The organism is Streptomyces sp. NBC_01426 (assembly GCF_036231985.1).
Classification (GTDB): domain Bacteria; phylum Actinomycetota; class Actinomycetes; order Streptomycetales; family Streptomycetaceae; genus Streptomyces.
The window spans coordinates 1,671,629-1,689,934 of sequence record NZ_CP109500.1 but is presented as its reverse complement, the minus strand read 5'-3'; the positions used below and the strand labels follow the sequence as shown (position 1 = coordinate 1,689,934).

Below are 18,306 nucleotides of genomic sequence, written 5' to 3'. Positions count from 1 at the left end.
TCGGGGAGCCGGGCCGCGTCCGCGCGCCCGGCCCCGTCGGCGGCGCGACGGCCCTGCGGGCTACAGCTCGGTGACCTTGCCGTCCGCGACCTTCAGGCGGCGGGTCACCTGGACCGCCTCCAGCATCCGGCGGTCGTGGGTGACCAGCAGCAGGGTCCCCTCGTACGACTCCAGCGCGCCCTCCAACTGCTCGATGGCGGCGAGGTCGAGGTGGTTGGTGGGCTCGTCGAGCACCAGCAGGTTCACCCCGCGACCCTGGAGCAGCGCCAGGGCCGCCCGGGTCCGCTCGCCGGGCGAGAGGGTGGCGGCCGGGCGCAGCACGTGCACCGCCTTCAGGCCGAACTTGGCGAGCAGCGTGCGGACTTCGGCGGGCTCGGTCTCCGGAACCGCCGCGCAGAAGGCCTCCAACAGCGGCTCGTCGCCGAGGAACAGTCCGCGGGCCTGATCGACCTCGCCGACCAGGACACCCGAACCGAGCGTGGCCGAGCCGGAGTCGGGGGTGAGCCGGCCCAGCAGCAGGGCGAGCAGGGTGGACTTCCCGGCGCCGTTGGCCCCCGTGATCGCGACCCGGTCCGCCCAGTCGATCTGCAGGTGCGCCGGACCGAAGGTGAAGTCCCCCCGCCGGACGCTCGCCTCGCGCAGGGTGGCGACCACCGAGCCGGAGCGCGGCGCCGCGGCGATCTCCATCCGCAGTTCCCACTCCTTGCGGGGCTCGTCCACCACCTCCAGCCGCTCGATCGCGCGCTGCGTCTGGCGGGCCTTGGAGGCCTGCTTCTCGCTGGCCTCGCTGCGGAACTTCTTGCCGATCTTGTCGTTGTCCGTGGCCTTGCGACGGGCGTTCTTGACGCCCTTGTCCATCCAGCCGCGCTGCATCGCGGCCCGGCCCTCCAGCGCGGAGCGTTTGTCGGCGTACTCGTCGAACTCCTCGCGGGCGTGGCTGCGGGCCCGCTCGCGCTCCTCCAGGTACGCGTCGTAGCCGCCGCCGTACAGGTTGACCTGCTGCTGCGCCAGGTCGAGCTCCAGCACCTTGGTGACGGTGCGGGTGAGGAACTCGCGGTCGTGGCTGATGACCACGGTGCCCGCGCGCAGGCCCTTCACGAACCGCTCCAGCCGCTCCAGACCGTCCAGGTCCAGGTCATTGGTGGGCTCGTCCAGCAGGAACACGTCGTAGCGGGACAGCAGCAGGGACGCCAGGCCGGCGCGGGCCGCCTGCCCGCCGGACAGCGCCGTCATCGGAAGGTCCAGGCCGATGGAGAGACCGAGGTCGTCGGCCACCTCCTGGGCCCGCTCGTCGAGGTCGGCGCCGCCGAGGTTCAGCCACCGGTCGAGGGCCTCCGCGTACGCGTCGTCCGCGCCGGGAGTGCCGTCCACGAGCCCCTGTGTCGCCGCGTCCAGCTCGGCCTGCGCGTCGGCGACACCGGTGCGGCGGGCGAGGAACTCCCGGATCGACTCGCCGTCGCGACGCTCGGGCTCCTGCGGGAGGTGCCCGACGGCGGCGGTCGGCGGCGACAGCCGCAGCTCGCCCGTCTCGGGGGTGTCCAGCCCGGCGAGCAGGCGCAGCAGGGTGGACTTTCCGGCGCCGTTGACGCCGACGAGGCCGATGACGTCCCCGGGGGCGACGACGAGGTCCAGATCGGCGAACAGCGTGCGCTCACCGTGCGCGGCGGTGAGCTTCTTGGCGACGAGGGTTGCAGTCATGATCTGCCGATCCTATCGGCGCCCGCGCCCCGGCCGGCCGCTCGGTGGCCCGCCCCCGGTCAGGTGCCCAGGACCCGCAGGCCCGCCCACAGCGCGGTGACCGCCGCCACGATCGCCGTCGGGGTGGTCAGGAGGCCCAGGCGGGTGAAGTCGCCCAGGGCCACCCGGTCCCCGTGCACGTGCAGCAGGCGCCGCCACAGCAGGGTGGCCAGCGAGCCCGCGTAGGTGAGGTTCGGGCCGATGTTGACGCCGATCAGGACCGCCAGCACCGGGCCCGCCCCGCCCGGGGCGGCCAGCGGGAGCAGGGCCAGCACCGCGGGCAGGTTGTTGATCAGGTTCGCCAGCACCGCGGCCACGGCCGCGACCGCGAGCAGCGCCGGCAGGGAGTCGCCGGCCGGCAGCACCGCGACCAGTCCGTCGCCGAGCCCGTGGTCCACCACCCCGACGACCACCACGCCCAGCGCGAGGACGAACAGACAGAACGCGGGCGCCGCGGAGACCACGACCCGCCGCGGGGTGGTCTCCCGGCGCCACAGCGCCCGTACGGCCAGGACCACCGTGCCGGCCAGCGCCGCCCAGACCGGGCTCGCCCCCGCAAAGGAGGCCACGGCGAAGCCGGCCAGGGTCAGCGCGAGCACCACCAGCGCGAAGCGGGGCATCGGCGCCTCCTCGGCCGCCTCCGGCACGTGCTCCGGCGGGGCGCTCAGATCGGCGCGGAAGTAGCGCCGGAACACCGCGTACTCCACCCCGATGGCCACCAGCCACGGCAGGGTCATCAGCGCGGCGAACCGGGTGAAGCTGAGCCCGCTCGCCGCGAAGGCGAGCAGATTGGTCAGGTTCGACACGGGCAGCAACAGGGACGCCGTGTTCGCGAGGTGCGCGGTGGCGAAGACGTGGGGCCGCGGCCGTGCGCCGAGCCGGGCCGCCGTCGCCAGCACCACCGGGGTCAGCAGCACCACCGTCGCGTCCAGGCTCAGCGAGGCCGTGACCACCGAGGCGATGACGAAGACCCCGCCCAGCAGGGTCACCGGCCCGCGCCCGGCCGACCGGCGGGCCACGGCCGCCCCGGCGGCCCGGAAGAGCCCCTCGTCGGCGCACAACTGGGCGAGGGCCAGGATCACGGCGAGGAACCCGACCACGGGCAGCAGCTCCCGGACCTGCGTCCACGCGTCGGCGGGCGACACCACGCCGAGGGCGATCAGCAGGCCGGCCGCCGGCACGGCGGCCGTGGCCTCGGGCAGGCCGCGCGGGCGGACCACGGCGAAGGCCAGCACGGCGAGCAGCAGCGCGATCGAGAGGGTTTCGGCGAGGACGGTGTTCAGGGGACTGCTCCGGACGGTTCGGCTGGTTCGGGTGGTTCAGGCGCTACGGATGCTTCGGGTGCAGCAGGTGCATCAGGTGCTGCGGACGGTCCGGGCGGTGCGGGCGGTGCGGGCAGGAGGGGGGGACGAGGGCAGGCGGGGTGACGCGGACCGGCCATGACGCCCCGGACAGGATCGCATCCCGCTCCGAGGTGTCCGGATAGGTGGGATGCCCGTCATTGCGGCCATCACGCGCGCGTCACACCATGGAGCCATGTCGTCGCGAAACGTGCTGGTCGTCCTCTACGACGGCGTGCAGAGCCTGGACGTGAGCGGTCCCGTGGAGGTGTTCGCCGCCGTCGCGCGCTTCCCGGACCGCCGCGGGTACGCGATCCGCACCGTCTCCCCGGGCGGGGCACCGGTCCGCACCAGCAGTGGCCTCACGCTCGTGCCGGACGGGGACCTGGAGAGCGCCCGGCCCGACGGGGAGACCACCCTGCTGGTGCCCGGAGGGCGGTACACGGGTGACTTCGAACCCCGGATCACCGAGTGGCTGCGCGTGTACGGGGGTCACGCGGGGCGCCTGGTGTCGGTGTGTACGGGGGGACTGCTGCTGGCCGAGGCGGGCCTGCTGGACGGGCGCCGGGCGACGACGCACTGGATGGTGTGCGAACAGATGGCCCGGGACCATCCGGCCGTCACCGTCGAGCCGGACCCGATCTACGTGCGGGACGGACGGGTCACCACCTCGGCCGGGGTCACCGCCGGTATCGACCTCGCGCTCGCGCTGGTCGAGGAGGACCACGGGCGGGACACGGCGCTCGTGATCGCCCGGCACCTGGTGGTGTTCCTGCGCCGCCCCGGCAACCAGGCCCAGTTCAGCGCCCAACTCGCGGCGCAGACGGCTCGACGGGAGCCGTTGCGGGACGTGCAGCAGTGGATCACCGAGCACCCGGGCGAGGACCTCGGAGTGGAGGCGCTCGCGGCCCGCGCGGCCCTGTCGCCGCGGCACTTCGCGCGGGCCTTCCGGGCCGAGACGGGGGTGACCCCCGGCCGGTACGTCGAGCGGGTGCGGGTGGAGCACGCGCGGCGTTTGCTGGAGGAGGGCGCGGAGGGCGTGGCGCAGATCTCGCGGGCCTGCGGCTACGGCACGCCGGAGGCGCTGCGCAGAGCCTTCGTGAAGACCCTGGGCCAGTCACCGGCCGAGTACCGCCGCCGCTTCGGCGGAGCCCCGGAGTGACCACGCGGCACGGGCGTGACCACGCGGCACCGGCACGACCCACGCGTTTGGCGGGTGCGGGACCCCGCGCCCGGACGATCACCGCTCAGGAGGAGCCATGCAGATCGCCGTACTGCTCTACGACGGGTTCACCGCCCTCGACGCCATCGGACCCTTCGACACCCTCGGACGCCTCCAGGGCGCCGAGACCGTCTTCGTCTCCGAGCGCCCGGGGCCGGTGCGCACCGACAACGGGTCCCTCGCCCTCGTCGCCGACAAGTCGCTGGGCGAGGTGACCCGTCCGGACATCGTCGTCGTTCCCGGCGGACCGCATCCCGAGAAGCAGATGGGCAACCCCGCCGTGCTCGACTGGCTGCGCGAGGTCGACGCCGGCACCACGTGGACCACCTCCGTCTGCACGGGCTCGCTCCTGTTGGCCGCGGCCGGCCTGCTCGACGGGCGGCGGGCCGCCGGGCACTGGCTGTACCTGGACCGGTTGCCGGCGTTCGGGGCCGAGCCCACCGGGGAGCGGGTGGTCTTCGACGGGAAGTACGTGACGGCCGCCGGGGTGTCCTCCGGCATCGACATGGGGCTCACGCTGCTCGGCCGGATCGCCGGGGACGCGTTCGCGCAGACCGTGCAGTTGATGACCGAGTACGATCCGCAGCCGCCCTACGACGCAGGTTCCCCCGAGAAGGCCCCGGCCGAGATCGTCGCGATGCTGCGCGGGCTCAACGCGGCGGAGGCGTCCAGGTGAAGTCGGGCGTCCGACGTTCCAGGAACGCGGCCACGCCCTCCGCGGTGTCCCCGCTGCCGGCGGCCTGGGCCGACCAATGGGCGTCCCGGTCCTCGCGGCCGTTCGCGAACTCCTTCGCGGCCGCCTGGGTGAGCGCGGAGCGTGAGGTCAGGATCCGGGTGAACTCGGCGACCCGCTTGTCCAGTTCGCCGGCCGGCAGCAGTTCGTCGAGGAAGCCGGTGCGCAGCGCCCGATCGGCGTCGATCAACTCTGCGGAGAAGAGCAGGTACTTGGCCGTCGCCGGTCCCACCAGGGCGGCCAACCTCCGTGTCGAGGAGGCCGGGTAGACGATGCCGAGCTTCGCCGGGGTCACCCCGTACGAGGAGCCCTCCTCGGCGAACCGGAGGTCGCAGGCGGCCGCCAGTTGGCTGCCGCCGCCCACGCAGAAGCCCCGGATCGCGGCGAGCGTGGGTTTGGGGAAGGCGGCCAGGGCCTCCTCGGCCGCGACGGCCAGCGCCTGCGGATCGTCGGACCCCGTCAGCGAGGAGATGTCGGCGCCCGCGCAGAAGGTCGCCCCGGCCCCGGTCAGCACGAGGACCCGTACGGCCGGGTCGGCCGCCAGGCCGGACAGCAGGTCCGGCAGGCCCCGCCACATGTCGGCCGTCATGGCGTTGCGCTTCGCGGGATGGGAGACGACGACGGTGGCGACCCCGTCGGCCACGCTGTGAAGGAGGGCTGCGTCCATGCGCCGGATGCTATCCCGGGCCGTCGATCCGATGATCGGGTGAGTCGGTCCGGGCCCCCCGGCTTGGCCAGGGAGGACGGGCGGGCGGCGGGGCCGGTTGCGGCGGGCGGGACGCGCGAGACGTCCGAGAAGAGCGCCTCGGGAGATCAGGAACGGTCGCACAACTGACTCCGTCATACGCCATCGGTCAGAAAGCGTCCGATTGGCGCTGACTTATGGTCAGCGACGCGGTCCGGACCAGGCCGGTGCCCACTCTTGACGCGTGGAGACGATCGAGCGCGAAGACGGGGGTCGGAAGATGGACGACAGCGGGAACACCCCGCCGGCAGAGGGCGGTGAGCCGGAGGCTCCGGCCGACCCCCTCGCGTACGAGGGAGTGTGGCGATTCACCGCACCCGCGGTAGAAGAATCCGTTCCTCAGGCCCGCCGGGCGGTCCGGGACCTGCTCGGCCGACAGGGGGTGCCGGCCCACCAGGACCTGGTGTACTCCCTGCTGCTGATCGTCTCCGAACTGGTGACGAACTCCGTCCGGCACGCGGCCCTGCTCTCGCCCGAGGTCGCGGTCGAGGTCGCGGTGGGCCGTGAATGGGTACGGGTGGCCGTCGAGGACAACCACCCGTACCGCCCCAAGGCCCTGGAGGCCGATTTCGGCCAGACCGGCGGCCGGGGCCTGCTGCTGGTCCGGGAGATCACCCTGGAGGCCGGCGGGGTCTGCGACGTGGAGCACACCTCGACCGGCGGCAAGGTGATCTGGGCGGCGCTGCCGCTGACCCTGCCCGTCGGCCCGCCAACCCCCGCCCCGCTCGTGTGACCCACGTGCGCGGCGGGCGCCGCGTCCGTGCGCCGGCGCACGGACTACCAGCCCGCGGCGTCTCCGGTCAGCTCGCGGATCGCGGGCCGGGCCGCATCGAGCACCGTCGTGAACCACGCCGAGAACGGCGCCTCGGCATGCCGCTTCACCAACTCGTCGGCGGTGACGAACGCCGTCTCCCCGACCTCTTCCGGATCGGGCCGCAGCGCCGCCTGGGCGAGTCCCACGAACAGGTGGTTGTACTCCTGCTCCACCAGCCCCGACGCGGGGTCGGGGTGGTTGTAGCGCACCGTTCCCGCCTCGGCGAGCAGCGAGGGGGACAGCCCCAACTCCTCGTGGGTGCGTCGGGCGGCGGCCGCGAACGGCGACTCCCCGGGGTAGGGGTGACCGCAGCAGGTGTTCGACCAGACGCCGGGGGAGTGGTACTTCCCCAGGGCCCGCTGCTGCAACAGCAGCCGACCCTGCTCGTCGAAGAGGAACACCGAGAACGCGCGGTGCAACAGACCGGGGGCCTGGTGGGCGGAGAGCTTCTCCGCCGTGCCGATGGTGTTGCCGGACTCGTCGACCAGTTCGAGCATGATCGCTTCTTGAGTCCCGGTGCCGGCGGACGCGCTGTTCGCGGCGGTGGCTGGTGTGGTCGGCATACCCATCCTTCGCTTCGGACTTCGGCCTTCAAGTCTGCCGTACAAAAGCGGCTTGTCCCCACTTCGGACATCAGCGCATGTCCACCCCCCGTCGCGTGATAGGACCTCCACACGAGGAGGGCGGACCGCTCGGGCTCCGGCCGGGCCGCCGCGTCAGACGCCGAACGGCGCCGGATACGCGATCGTGCCCGCCGGGACCGGCACGGTGTCGTCCAGCACGAGCGCCATCATCGCCTCGTCGGGGACCTCGAACGGCGCCCGGATCCCGAACCGGGACGCCGGCACGAAACCGAAGCGCGTGTAGTACGCCGGATGCCCGAGGACGAGCACCAGCGCCTCCCCGCGCCGCCGGGCGTCCGCGAGGAGCGCCCGTACGACCGCGCTGCCCGCGCCCGAGCGTTGGACCGCGGGGTCGGCCGCCACCGGGGCGAGCGCGAGCGCCGGCGTACCGGACACCTCGCAACGGGTCAGCAGGGCGTGCGCGGCCGGCGACCCGTCCGGGCGCTCGGCCACGTACGACAGCCCCGGCAGCCAGGAGGCGTCCGCGCGCAGGGCGTCCACCAGATCCGCCTCCAGGGGGGTCTCGAACGCCGCCAGGTTGACTTCGCGCACCCCCGGGACGTCCGCCGGGGTCTCCGGGCGGGCCCGCCAGGCGCCGCCGTCCCCGGCGGTCACCGGGCGCAGCACGAAGCCCGTGTACCCGTACTCGTGCCCGTGCCGTTCCCGTACGTCGAGTTCCTCGCGCACGGCGGCGATCGCGGCGCGGGCCGGGGCGGCGGCGGTCGGGTCGTCGCAGGCGCGCACCCGCTCGCCGAGCGGACCGTAGTACTCGGCCCAGTCGGAGTCGGGCTGGTGGTGGACGCCCGACACCCGGTACCCGGCGACCTGGACGGCCGCGAGGTTGCGGGCGGTGGAGCGCAGCGCGTACTGGGGGTCCCAGAAGGCGCGTGCTCCCGCCGAAGGTTCCTCGACGGTCCACTCGCACTCCGTCATGACGAGGGCGCCGCCGGGTGCGAGCAGGCGCTTCCACGACGCGAGCGCGCGGTCGAAGCCGACGACGTAGGCCGAACCCTCGGCCCAGACGAGGTCGAAGGAGCCGTCCTCGCAGGTCAGCGCCCCCATGTCCGCGTTGACGGCGTGGACGCGGTCGCCGAGCCCGCGGGCCTCGGCCGCCTCGCGGAGCTCGTCGAGGAAGCCCTCGTACAGATCGACCGCGGTCACCTCGGCGCCCGCCTCCGCGGCGAGCAGCAGGGCGCTGCGGCCCGGACCGCAGCCCAGGTCCAGGACCCGGGGGCGCTCGGGCAGCGGCCCGCACAGGGACAACAGGTGCCGGGTGGTCGCGTCGGAACCGGGGGCCTGCCGGGGCAGCCGGCGGTGGAGCGTGAGGAAGGCCTCACGGAAATCGGGGTCGCCGAAGTCGGGTGGGGAAGAGGAGGAGCCGGAAGGAATGGAACCGGTGTGGTCGGTCAACGTGAACCCTCGGAAGCGGGGGCTCCGGCCGACGGGGCCGATCGGGGTGATCAGGCCTGGCCGGACGCCCGGAGGAAGACGGGGATGTGTCGGAGCGCGTCGCTGCCCGTGGCGGCGACCTCTGCGACGGTCATCAACCCACCTCTTTCTCGTCCGGTTCCGGTCGGGACGTGTGCGCGAGAGTCGTACACGTCTGCGAGAACCCTAACAGTCACGCGGTTTGTGATCCCCGAGCCTTCTCGTCGATGATGATCGTCACAGGGCCTCCAAGCCCGGGAACATTCGGCTTGTCGGAGCGCAAACGGGTGGTGAACCCCCGCTTCCATTCATCCGATAGCCTCTGCCGACGTGCCGCCGCCCCACGCGGCGGCCGTCCCGTGTTCGCTGCAAGGAGTGGGTTCGACTGCCGACCGTCATCCTCACCGGCCTGCCGGTCCCCGGATCGCCGCTCGCCGACGAGCTGCGCACGTTGGGCTTCGACGTCCGCTCCGTCACCAGGCCCGAGGACACCGCCACCGCGCTGGCCGACGTACCGGCCGAGCAGCGGGTGGCCGTCGTCGACAGCGCGTTCGTCGGGCACGTGCACGCCCTGCGGCTCGCGCTCACGGACCCGCGCTTCGACGCCTGCGCCGTGACCGGCGCCTTCGCCGTCCAGTCCGGTGCCCGCGCCGCCCTGGACCTGGCCGCGGCCCTCCCCGAGGACGGCGCCGGCCCCTACCCCGACCGGCTCGCCGCCGCGGTCGAGGCCGCCGGGATCCCCGTACAGCGGCCCGAACTCGGCACCCTGGTCGCCGCCGTCCCCACCACCGGGCCGGAGCGCGCGAGCGCCGTCGCCGCCGTCGCCGCCGTGGACGACGAGGCCGTGCGCCTGCGGACCGCCGTGAAGTCCCGCGACGGGTTCTTCACCACCTTCTTCATCAGCCCGTACTCGCGCCACGTCGCCCGCTGGTGCGCGCGCCGCGGCCTGACCCCCAACCAGGTCACCACCGCCTCGCTGCTCACCGCGCTCGTCGCGGCCGGCTGCGCGGCCACCGGCGACCGCTGGGGCTACGTCGCGGCCGGTGTGCTGCTCCTCCTCTCCTTCGTACTGGACTGTGCGGACGGTCAGCTCGCCCGCTACTCCCTCCAGTACTCGACGCTGGGCGCCTGGCTCGACGCGACCTTCGACCGCGCGAAGGAGTACTCCTTCTACGCGGGCCTCGCGCTCGGCGCGGCCAGGAACGGCGACGACGTCTGGGCCCTGGCCCTCGGCTCGATGATCCTGATGACCTGCCGGCACATCGTCGACTTCTCCTTCAACGAGGCGAACCACGACGCCACGGCGAACACGAGCCCCACCGCCGCCCTCTCCGACCGGCTCGACAGCGTCGGCTGGACGGTCTGGGTCCGCCGGATGATCATCCTGCCGATCGGCGAGCGGTGGGCGATGATCGCCGTGCTGACCGCCGTCACCACCCCCCGGATCGTCTTCTACGCCCTGCTCATCGGCTGTGCCTTCGGCGCGCTGTACACCACCGCGGGCCGCGTGCTGCGCTCGCTGACCCGCAAGGCGAAGCGCACCGACCGCGCCGCGCAGGCGCTGGCCGACCTCGCCGACTCGGGCCCCATCGCGACCTTCACCGGCCGGATCGTCGGCCGGATGGCGCCCGGCGCCGGCATCGCCGCCGCCCTCGTCGGCTCGGTCGCGCTGCTGTGGGCGGCCTGGGCGTACGAGTTCGGTGCCCGTCAGGTCGTGATCGCCGCCGTCTTCTACGCGGTCCTCGCCGGCGCCGCCGTCGCCCGCCCCCTCAAGGGCGCCCTCGACTGGCTCGTCCCGCCCGTCTTCCGGGCCGCCGAGTACACCACCGTCTTGATCCTCGCGGCCAAGGCGGATGTCCCGGGAGCCCTCCCGGCGGCATTCGGACTGGTCGCGGCGGTCGCCTACCATCACTACGACACGGTCTACCGCATCCGCGGTGGCACCGGGGCGCCCCCGCACTGGCTGGTGCGGACGATCGGCGGGCACGAGGGCCGGGTGCTGCTCACCGCGGCACTGGCCGCCGTCCTGGCCGAGCGCCCCGCGGACTTCCCCGTCGCGCTCACGGTCATGGCCGTGTTCGTGGCACTCGTGGTGCTCTCGGAGAGCATCCGGTTCTGGGTCTCCTCCGGAGCACCCGCCGTACATGACGAAGGAGAACCAGCATGATCGGCCTTGTACTCGCTGCCGGTGCCGGACGCCGTCTGCGTCCCTACACCGACACCCTGCCCAAGGCCCTCGTGCCCGTCGGTCCCGAGGGGGACGAGGAGAGCCTGACCGTCCTCGACCTGACCCTCGGCAACTTCGCCGAGGTCGGACTGACCGAGGTCGCGATCGTCGTCGGCTACCGCAAGGAGGCCGTGTACGAGCGCCGCGAGGCCCTGGAGGCCAAGTACGGCGTCAAGATCACGCTGATCGACAACGACAAGGCCGAGGAGTGGAACAACGCCTACTCCCTGTGGTGCGCGCGTGAGGTCCTCAAGCGCGGCGTGATCCTCGCCAACGGCGACACCGTCCACCCGGTCTCCGTCGAGAAGACCCTGCTGGCCGCCCGCGGCCAGGGCCAGAAGATCATCCTCGCCCTCGACACGGTCAAGCAGCTGGCCGACGAGGAGATGAAGGTCATCACCGCCGACGGCCAGGGCGTGCGCAGGATCACCAAGCTCATGGAGCCGTCGGAGGCGACCGGCGAGTACATCGGCGTCACCCTGATCGAGCCGGAAGCCGCCGAGGAGCTGGCGCAGGCGCTCCAGACCACCTTCGAGCGCGACCCCGACCTCTACTACGAGGACGGCTACCAGCAGCTCGTCAACGACGGTTTCACCATCGACGTGGCCCCCATCGGCGACGTCAAGTGGGTCGAGATCGACAACCACGACGACCTCGCCAAGGGCCGGACCATCGCATGCCAGTACTGACGCGGCTGATCCCTTCGCCCGTCGTCGTCGACATCAGCTGTGGCGCGATGGACGACCTGGCCGGCCTGCTGGCCGACCAGCGCGTCTCCGCGTCCGGCAAGCTCGCGATCGCGATCAGCGGGGGATCCGGCCAGGTGCTGCGCGCCAAGCTGGAGCCCGTCCTGCCGCACGCCGACTGGTACCCGGTCGTCGACGGCACCATCGACTCGGCGGTCAAGCTCGCCGACGACATAAAGGGCCGCCGCTACGACGCGGTCGTCGGACTGGGCGGCGGCAAGATCATCGACGTGGCGAAGTACGCCGCGGCGCGGGTCGGGCTGCCCATGGTGGCCGTCGCCACCAACCTCTCCCACGACGGCATCTGCTCGCCGGTGTCCATCCTGGACAACGACAACGGCCGCGGTTCCTACGGCGTCCCCATGCCGATCGCGATGGTCATCGACCTCGACGTGATCAAGGACGCCCCGGCCCGCTTCGTCCGCGCGGGCATCGGCGACGCGATCTCCAACATCTCGGCCGTCGCCGACTGGGAGCTCTCGCACCGCCTCAACGGCGAGCCCGTCGACGGCCTGGCCGCCGCCATGGCCCGCACCGCCGGCGAGTCCGTGCTGCGCCACCCCGGCGCGGTGGGCGACGACGAGTTCCTGACCGTGCTCTCGGAGGCCCTCGTGCTCTCCGGCATCGCCATGTCGATCAGCGGGGACACCCGCCCGTCGTCCGGTGCCTGCCACGAGATCAGCCACGCCTTCGACCTGCTCTACCCGGGACGTTCCGCACTCCACGGCGAGCAGGTCGGCATCGGGGCGGCCTTCGCCATGCACCTGCGGGGAGCCAAGGAGCACTCCGCGCTCTTCGTCGAGGTGCTGCGCCGCCACGAGCTGCCCGTGCTGCCCGAGGAGATCGGGTTCAGCGTGGACGAGTTCGTCGCGGCCGTCGAGTACGCCCCCCAGACCCGACCGGGACGCTTCACCATCCTGGAGCACCTCAACCTGTCCGCAGCCGAGATCAGGGACGCTTACGCCGACTATGTCCAGACCATCCGTAGCTGAACTCCGGCCCGTCGTTCACCCGCCGGGCGTCAAGGACCGACGCAGCGGCGAGCACTGGGGCGGACGCCTCTACATGCGCGAGATCTCCTTGCGCATCACCCGCGTCCTGGTCTCCACCAAGGTCACGCCCAACCAGCTGACCTACGTGATGACCGTGGCCGGAGTCCTCGCGGCCCCGGCCCTGCTGATCCCGGGCATCTGGGGCGCCGTCCTCGGCGTGGTCATGGTCCAGCTCTACCTGCTGCTCGACTGCGTCGACGGCGAGGTCGCCCGCTGGAAGAAGCAGTTCTCGCTCTCCGGGGTCTACCTGGACCGGGTCGGCGCCTACCTGTGCGACGCCGCGGTGCTGGTCGGCTTCGGCCTGCGCGCCTCGGACCTGTGGGGCAGCGGGCGGATCGACTGGCTGTGGGCCTTCCTGGGCACGCTGGCGGCGCTCGGCGCGATCCTGATCAAGGCCGAGACCGACCTGGTCGGCGTCGCCCGCCACCAGGTCGGCAAGGCGCCCGTCAAGGAGGAGGCGTCGGAACCGCGCTCGTCCGGCATGGCGCTCGCGCGCCGGGCCGCCGCCGCGCTCAAGTTCCACCGGCTGATCCTGGGCATCGAGGCCTCGCTGCTCATCCTGCTGCTGGCCGTCGTCGACCAGGTCCGCGGCGACCTGTTCTACACCCGGTTCGGCGTCGCCGTGCTGGCCGGCATCGCGCTGCTGCAGACCCTGCTGCACCTGGTGTCGGTCCTGGCCTCCAGCAGGCTCAAGTGACGACGCCGATGCGGCTGGGCGCCGTGATCATCACCATGGGCAACCGCCCCGACGAGCTCAAGGCGCTCCTCGACTCGGTGGCGCGCCAGGACGGCGCCCCCGTCGAGGTCGTCGTCGTCGGCCAAGGCGTCAAGGTCACCGGCCTGCCCGAGGGGGTCCGTACGGTCGACCTCCCCGAGAACCTGGGCATCCCCGGCGGCCGCAACGTCGGCATCGAGGCCTTCGGCCCCGGCGGCACCGACGTGGACGCCCTGCTCTTCCTGGACGACGACGGGCTGCTGGAACGCACCGACACCGCCGAACTGTGCCGGCAGGTCTTCGCCGAGGACCCCTCGCTCGGGATCGTCAGCTTCCGGATCGCCGATCCGGACACCGGCGAGACCCAGCGGCGCCACGTGCCGCGGCTGCGCGCCTCCGACCCCATGCGGTCCTCCCGCGTGACCACCTTCCTGGGCGGCGCCAACGCCGTCCGCACGAGGGTGTTCGAGCAGGTCGGAGCGCTGCCGGGGGAGTTCTTCTACGCCCACGAGGAGACCGACCTGGCCTGGCGCGCACTCGACGCCGGGTGGCGGATCGACTACCGCGCGGACATGGTGCTGCTGCACCCGACGACGGCCCCGTCCCGGCACGCGGTCTACCACCGTATGGTGGCTCGTAACCGGGTGTGGCTGGCCCGCCGGAACCTGCCCGCCCTCCTGGTACCGCTCTACCTGGGCGTCTGGATGGCCCTGACGCTCCTGCGCAAGCCGTCGGGACCGGCCCTCAAGGCCTGGTTCGGCGGGTTCAAGGAGGGCTGGACCACCCCGTGTGGTCCCAGACGCCCCATGAAGTGGCGTACGGTCTGGCGGCTGACCCGGCTCGGCCGACCACCTGTCATCTGACAAGCTCGCGTCTGGAAGCATGGGGCCCGATCAAGGCCCCGTACTCCGGGTCCGATCCCCCCTTCTGCCGCATCTTGAAGACGGAAAGTTTCAACTTGTGAGTGACACAACCCACGACGGCGCCCTCGCCACGAGCAAGCCGCCGTCCGAAGACGCGGGGCTCGCCCCCGCGGAGCTCGCCAGGAAGTACGGCCTGTCCGTCAGCGGTGCCCGGCCCGGCCTGGGCGAGTACGTGCGGCAGCTCTGGGGCCGACGTCACTTCATCATGGCCTTCTCCCGGGCCAAGCTGGTGGCGCAGTACAGCCAGGCGAAGCTCGGGCAGATCTGGCAGGTGGCGACCCCGCTGCTGAACGCCCTGGTCTACTACCTGATCTTCGGCCTGATCCTGAACGCGGGTCGGGGCATGGAGAAGGGCGTCTACATCCCGTTCCTGGTGATGGGCATCTTCGTCTTCACCTTCACCCAGAACTCCGTGATGGCGGGCGTCCGCGCGATCCCCGGCAACCTCGGTCTGGTCCGCGCCCTGCACTTCCCGCGCGCCTCGCTGCCCATCTCCTTCTCGATGCAGCAGCTCCAGCAGCTGATGTACTCGATGATCGTGGTGGTCATCGTCGCGGTCGCCTTCGGGAACTACCCGCAGTTGTCGTGGCTCCTGGTCATCCCGGCGCTGTCGCTGCAGTTCGTCTTCAACACCGGGCTGGCGCTGGTCTTCGCACGAATGGGGTCCAAGACCCCCGACCTCGCGCAGCTGATGCCGTTCCTCACGCGAACGTGGATGTACGCCTCGGGCGTCATGTTCTCGATCAACGAGATGCTGAAGGGCAAGCCGGCCTGGATCGCCGACGTCCTCCAGTGGAACCCCGCGGCCATCTACATGGACCTGATCCGCTTCGCGCTGATCGACGGCTACGGCCCGGAAAACCTGCCGCCGCACGTCTGGGGCTTCGCGGTCGGCTGGGCCGTCCTCATCGGCATCGGCGGCTTCGTGTACTTCTGGAAGGCTGAGGAGCGTTACGGCCGTGGCTGAGATCAAGAAGGGGCACGTCCCCACCGTCATCGCCGACGAGGTCCACATCGTCTACCGGGTCAACACCGGCAGCTCCGGCAAGGGCAGCGCCACGGCTGCGCTGAGCAAGATCCTCCGCCGGGGCAAGGGCGACTCCCCGGGCGTGCGCCGGGTCCACGCCGTGCGCGGCGTGTCCTTCACCGCGTACCGCGGCGAGGCCATCGGCGTCATCGGCTCCAACGGCTCCGGCAAGTCCACCCTGCTGCGCGCCATCGCCGGGCTGCTGCCCTGCGAGTCCGGCAAGGTCTACACGGACGGCCAGCCCTCGCTGCTGGGCGTCAACGCCGCACTCATGAACGACCTGACGGGCGAGCGCAACGTCGTCCTCGGCGGTCTGGCGATGGGCATGACGCGCGAGCAGATCAGGGAGCGCTACGACGAGATCGTCGACTTCTCGGGGATCAACGAGAAGGGCGACTTCATCTCGCTGCCGATGCGCACGTACTCCTCGGGCATGGCGGCGCGCCTGCGTTTCTCGATCGCCGCGGCCAAGGACCACGACGTCCTGATGATCGACGAGGCGCTGGCGACCGGTGACCGCAAGTTCCAGGTCCGCTCGGAAGCCCGTATTCGCGAGCTGCGCGAGACGGCCGGAACGGTGTTCCTGGTGAGTCACAACAACAAGTCCATCCGCGACACCTGCGACCGCGTGCTGTGGTTGGAGAAGGGCGAGCTGTTGATGGACGGGCCCACCGAGGAAGTCGTCTCGGCATATGAGAAGGCCACCAGTCACTGACGGGACGACGCGCCTGTCATTGCCCGGTAATACCGCAGGCCCCTGCCGCTCCGTGCGGCGGGGGCCTTGGCGTGACGGCGATTGTTTCCGCCTTCCGACATTCGCCCGCGAAGCGAATACCCGATAGGCCTTCGCGACGTTGTACAGCGTAGGCTGGGGCGGTTCTCCATCACGTCAAGAGGGGACGTTTCCCCACAGCCGAATGGCAGGGGGCACCCCGGGTAAAGTCCGGCGGCGTGTCCGAAATAGGATGACTTGGTTCGGCAGTGTAGAACGGGAGATGTGACGGCAATGGCTACGGGAATTCTCCGGCCCCCAAACACTGTGGCCGTCCCCGCCCCGGGCGGCGGGCGGTGAGCCGCGGGCGCGGCATCCGTGGTCGTCGGCACCCGGTCCCGGCGACGTCCGACGCCCACACGAGCCTCACGCTCGACAAGGCCCGGACGGAGAACTTCCCCGTCGCCCCCGTGTTCCTGCCCCGCGCCTGGCGCGAGGGGCTGACGGCGGTGTACGGCTACGCCCGGCTCGTCGACGACATCGGCGACGGCGACCTCGCCCCCGGTGGCCGCGACGCCGTCCTGCTCGGCCTCGAACCCGAGGCCTCCGACGACCGGCTCGCGATGCTCGACGCCTTCGAGGCCGACCTGAAGCGCGTCTTCGCGGCCGGCGACGGCTCCCCGCGACACCCCCTGTTGCAGGCCCTGCGGCCCGTGGTCCGCGCGCACGAGCTGACCCCCGAGCCCTTCCTCGGTCTGATCGAGGCCAACCGCCAGGACCAACGGGTCGCCCGCTACGAGACGTACGGCGACCTGCTCGCCTACTGCGAGCTGTCCGCCAACCCCGTCGGCCGGCTCGTGCTCGCCCTCACCGGCACCGCGACCCCCGAGCGGATCCGACGCTCCGACGCCGTCTGCACCGCACTCCAGATCGCCGAGCACCTCCAGGACGTCGCCGAGGACCTCGGCCGCGACCGGATCTACCTCCCGGCCGAGGACATGCGCCGCTTCCACGTGTCCGAGGTCGACCTCAAGGCGCCGACCGCCGGAGCGTCCGTACGCTCCCTCATCGCATTCGAAACCGTGCGCGCCCGGGACCTCCTGAATGAAGGCACCCCCCTCGTGGGTAGCGTGCACGGCAGGCTCCGACTGCTGCTCGCGGGGTTCGTGGGGGGTGGGCGCGCCGCCCTGCGGGCCGTCACCGACGCCGGGTTCGACGTACTGCCCGGCCCGCCCAAGCCCACCGGGAGCGGCCTGCTCCGCGAGGTGGCCGCCGTCCTGCGCACAGCGCCGAGAAAGGGGTGAGCCCCAACGTGGAGGGCCCCACACACGCGTCCACACCGTCCGCGCCGGTCCAGGCCGCCTACGGCTACTGCGAGGCCGTCACCGGCTCGCAGGCACGCAACTTCGCGTACGGCATCAGGCTGCTGCCCAACGACAAGCGGCAGGCGATGTCCGCGCTGTACGCGTTCTCGCGCCGCGTCGACGACATCGGCGACGGCACGCTGGCGCCCGACGCCAAGCTCGTCCGGCTGGAGGAGACCCGCGCCCTCCTGGGCCGGATCCGCGCCGAGGAGGTCGACGAGGACGACACCGACCCCGTCGCCGTCGCCCTCGCCCACGCCGCGCGCCGCTTCCCGATCCCCCTGGGCGGACTCGACGAACTCATCGACGGCGTCCTGATGGACGTGCGCGGCGAGAGCTACGAGACCTGGGACGACCTCAAGGTCTACTGCCGCTGCGTCGCGGGCGCCATCGGACGCCTCTCGCTCGGTGTGTTCGGCACCGCCCCCGGCGCGCGCGACGCGGAGCGCGCCGGCGAGTACGCCGACACCCTCGGCCTCGCCCTGCAACTCACCAACATCCTCAGGGACGTTCGCGAGGACGCCGGCAACGGACGCACCTACCTGCCGGCCGAGGACCTCGCCAAGTTCGGCTGCTCCGAAGGCTTCCGCAGCGAGCGGATGTCGGCCGGCGCCGACTTCGCCGGACTCGTCCACCACGAAGTCCGCCGCGCCCGCGCCCTGTTCGTCGAGGGCTACCGACTGCTGCCCATGCTCGACCGGCGCAGCGGTGCCTGCGTCGCCGCCATGGCCGGCATCTACCGCCGCCTCCTCGACCGCATCGAGCGCGAGCCCGACGCCGTGCTGCGCGGACGCGTCTCGCTGCCCACGCACGAGAAGGCGTACGTCGCCGTACGCGGCCTCTCCGGCCTCGACGCCCGGACCATCTCCCGGCAGAGCACCAGGAGGCGGCCTTGACG

General features: G+C 72.1%; 17 protein-coding genes. 12 read left to right on the top strand and 5 right to left on the bottom strand.

The window, feature by feature from the left end; genetic code table 11:
* Positions 1 to 60 precede the first annotated feature (60 nt).
* Complete coding sequence (locus OG906_RS07445) at positions 61 to 1,698, bottom strand: ABC-F family ATP-binding cassette domain-containing protein (RefSeq protein ID WP_329441100.1); 1,638 nt, start codon at positions 1,696 to 1,698, stop codon at positions 61 to 63.
* 59 nt (positions 1,699 to 1,757) lie between these two features.
* On the bottom strand, positions 1,758 to 3,020 hold the full coding sequence (locus tag OG906_RS07440) for an ArsB/NhaD family transporter (RefSeq protein WP_329447960.1): 1,263 nt from the start codon (positions 3,018 to 3,020) through the stop codon (positions 1,758 to 1,760).
* Positions 3,021 to 3,273: 253 nt separating this feature from the next.
* Here OG906_RS07440 and OG906_RS07435 point away from each other — a divergent pair, with 253 nt between their 5' ends.
* Both OG906_RS07435 and OG906_RS07430 read left to right on the top strand, forming a co-directional pair.
* Positions 3,274 to 4,239 (top strand): GlxA family transcriptional regulator, encoded by a 966-nt coding sequence (locus OG906_RS07435; RefSeq protein WP_329441098.1) that lies wholly within the window; start codon positions 3,274 to 3,276, stop codon positions 4,237 to 4,239.
* 97 nt (positions 4,240 to 4,336) lie between these two features.
* Complete coding sequence (locus tag OG906_RS07430; RefSeq protein WP_329441097.1) at positions 4,337 to 4,975, top strand: DJ-1/PfpI family protein; 639 nt, start codon at positions 4,337 to 4,339, stop codon at positions 4,973 to 4,975.
* Here OG906_RS07430 and OG906_RS07425 read toward each other — a convergent pair.
* A complete protein-coding gene (locus OG906_RS07425) occupies positions 4,950 to 5,699 on the bottom strand; it encodes an enoyl-CoA hydratase/isomerase family protein (RefSeq protein WP_329441095.1) in 750 nt (249 codons plus the stop codon). The two genes, OG906_RS07430 and OG906_RS07425, sit on opposite strands and share 26 nt — an antisense overlap.
* Positions 5,700 to 5,997: 298 nt before the next feature.
* Here OG906_RS07425 and OG906_RS07420 point away from each other — a divergent pair, with 298 nt between their 5' ends.
* A complete protein-coding gene (locus tag OG906_RS07420) occupies positions 5,998 to 6,510 on the top strand; it encodes an ATP-binding protein (RefSeq protein WP_385638266.1) in 513 nt (170 codons plus the stop codon).
* A 44-nt stretch (positions 6,511 to 6,554) separates the two neighbouring features.
* On the opposite strand, the gene idi is transcribed toward OG906_RS07420, so the two are convergent.
* Positions 6,555 to 7,154, bottom strand: a complete 600-nt coding sequence (idi, locus tag OG906_RS07415) for an isopentenyl-diphosphate Delta-isomerase (protein WP_329441092.1) — start codon at positions 7,152 to 7,154, stop codon at positions 6,555 to 6,557.
* A 153-nt stretch (positions 7,155 to 7,307) separates the two neighbouring features.
* Complete coding sequence (locus OG906_RS07410; RefSeq protein WP_443067449.1) at positions 7,308 to 8,603, bottom strand: GNAT family N-acetyltransferase; 1,296 nt, start codon at positions 8,601 to 8,603, stop codon at positions 7,308 to 7,310.
* 424 nt (positions 8,604 to 9,027) lie between these two features.
* Between OG906_RS07410 and OG906_RS07405 the strand changes: the two genes are divergently transcribed.
* The 9 genes from OG906_RS07405 to hpnD all read left to right on the top strand — a co-directional run bounded on the left by OG906_RS07405 (position 9,028) and on the right by hpnD (position 18,304).
* Positions 9,028 to 10,809 (top strand): DUF5941 domain-containing protein, encoded by a 1,782-nt coding sequence (locus OG906_RS07405; protein ID WP_329447958.1) that lies wholly within the window; start codon positions 9,028 to 9,030, stop codon positions 10,807 to 10,809.
* Entirely contained in the window at positions 10,806 to 11,558 is a 753-nt protein-coding gene (locus OG906_RS07400; RefSeq protein ID WP_267800277.1) for a phosphocholine cytidylyltransferase family protein, read from the top strand. The genes OG906_RS07405 and OG906_RS07400 overlap by 4 nt, the downstream gene beginning before the upstream one ends.
* Entirely contained in the window at positions 11,546 to 12,607 is a 1,062-nt protein-coding gene (locus OG906_RS07395; RefSeq protein WP_267800278.1) for an iron-containing alcohol dehydrogenase family protein, read from the top strand. Before OG906_RS07400 ends, OG906_RS07395 begins: the two co-directional genes overlap by 13 nt.
* Positions 12,585 to 13,364 carry a CDP-alcohol phosphatidyltransferase family protein gene (locus tag OG906_RS07390; RefSeq protein ID WP_329441090.1) on the top strand — a complete coding sequence of 260 codons (780 nt, stop codon included), beginning with the start codon at positions 12,585 to 12,587 and terminating at the stop codon, positions 13,362 to 13,364. The genes OG906_RS07395 and OG906_RS07390 overlap by 23 nt, the downstream gene beginning before the upstream one ends.
* Before the next feature lie 8 nt (positions 13,365 to 13,372).
* Complete coding sequence (locus tag OG906_RS07385; protein WP_329447957.1) at positions 13,373 to 14,245, top strand: glycosyltransferase family 2 protein; 873 nt, start codon at positions 13,373 to 13,375, stop codon at positions 14,243 to 14,245.
* A 97-nt stretch (positions 14,246 to 14,342) separates the two neighbouring features.
* Positions 14,343 to 15,272, top strand: coding sequence for an ABC transporter permease (locus OG906_RS07380; RefSeq protein ID WP_267800280.1), 930 nt, complete (start codon positions 14,343 to 14,345; stop codon positions 15,270 to 15,272).
* Positions 15,265 to 16,047 (top strand): ABC transporter ATP-binding protein, encoded by a 783-nt coding sequence (locus OG906_RS07375; protein WP_267800281.1) that lies wholly within the window; start codon positions 15,265 to 15,267, stop codon positions 16,045 to 16,047. Before OG906_RS07380 ends, OG906_RS07375 begins: the two co-directional genes overlap by 8 nt.
* Before the next feature lie 371 nt (positions 16,048 to 16,418).
* The gene (hpnC, locus tag OG906_RS07370; RefSeq protein ID WP_329447956.1) at positions 16,419 to 17,348 is read left to right on the top strand and encodes a squalene synthase HpnC; all 930 of its coding nucleotides are present in this window, start codon (positions 16,419 to 16,421) and stop codon (positions 17,346 to 17,348) included.
* A complete protein-coding gene (gene hpnD, locus OG906_RS07365) occupies positions 17,345 to 18,304 on the top strand; it encodes a presqualene diphosphate synthase HpnD (RefSeq protein WP_392897587.1) in 960 nt (319 codons plus the stop codon). The genes hpnC and hpnD overlap by 4 nt, the downstream gene beginning before the upstream one ends.
* Positions 18,305 to 18,306: the final 2 nt, after the last annotated feature.

What these genes read in the sequence shown, in the direction of transcription:
- OG906_RS07445 (WP_329441100.1), bottom strand. Translation starts at nt 1,698, where the DNA reads ATGACTGCAACCCTCGTCGCCAAGAAGCTCACCGCCGCGCACGGTGAG.
- OG906_RS07435 (WP_329441098.1), top strand. Translation starts at nt 3,274, where the DNA reads ATGTCGTCGCGAAACGTGCTGGTCGTCCTCTACGACGGCGTGCAGAGC.
- OG906_RS07430 (WP_329441097.1), top strand. Translation starts at nt 4,337, where the DNA reads ATGCAGATCGCCGTACTGCTCTACGACGGGTTCACCGCCCTCGACGCC.
- OG906_RS07425 (WP_329441095.1), bottom strand. Translation starts at nt 5,699, where the DNA reads ATGGACGCAGCCCTCCTTCACAGCGTGGCCGACGGGGTCGCCACCGTC.
- OG906_RS07420 (WP_385638266.1), top strand. Translation starts at nt 5,998, where the DNA reads ATGGACGACAGCGGGAACACCCCGCCGGCAGAGGGCGGTGAGCCGGAG.
- idi (WP_329441092.1), bottom strand. Translation starts at nt 7,154, where the DNA reads ATGCCGACCACACCAGCCACCGCCGCGAACAGCGCGTCCGCCGGCACC.
- OG906_RS07400 (WP_267800277.1), top strand. Translation starts at nt 10,806, where the DNA reads ATGATCGGCCTTGTACTCGCTGCCGGTGCCGGACGCCGTCTGCGTCCC.
- OG906_RS07395 (WP_267800278.1), top strand. Translation starts at nt 11,546, where the DNA reads ATGCCAGTACTGACGCGGCTGATCCCTTCGCCCGTCGTCGTCGACATC.
- OG906_RS07390 (WP_329441090.1), top strand. Translation starts at nt 12,585, where the DNA reads ATGTCCAGACCATCCGTAGCTGAACTCCGGCCCGTCGTTCACCCGCCG.
- OG906_RS07385 (WP_329447957.1), top strand. Translation starts at nt 13,373, where the DNA reads ATGCGGCTGGGCGCCGTGATCATCACCATGGGCAACCGCCCCGACGAG.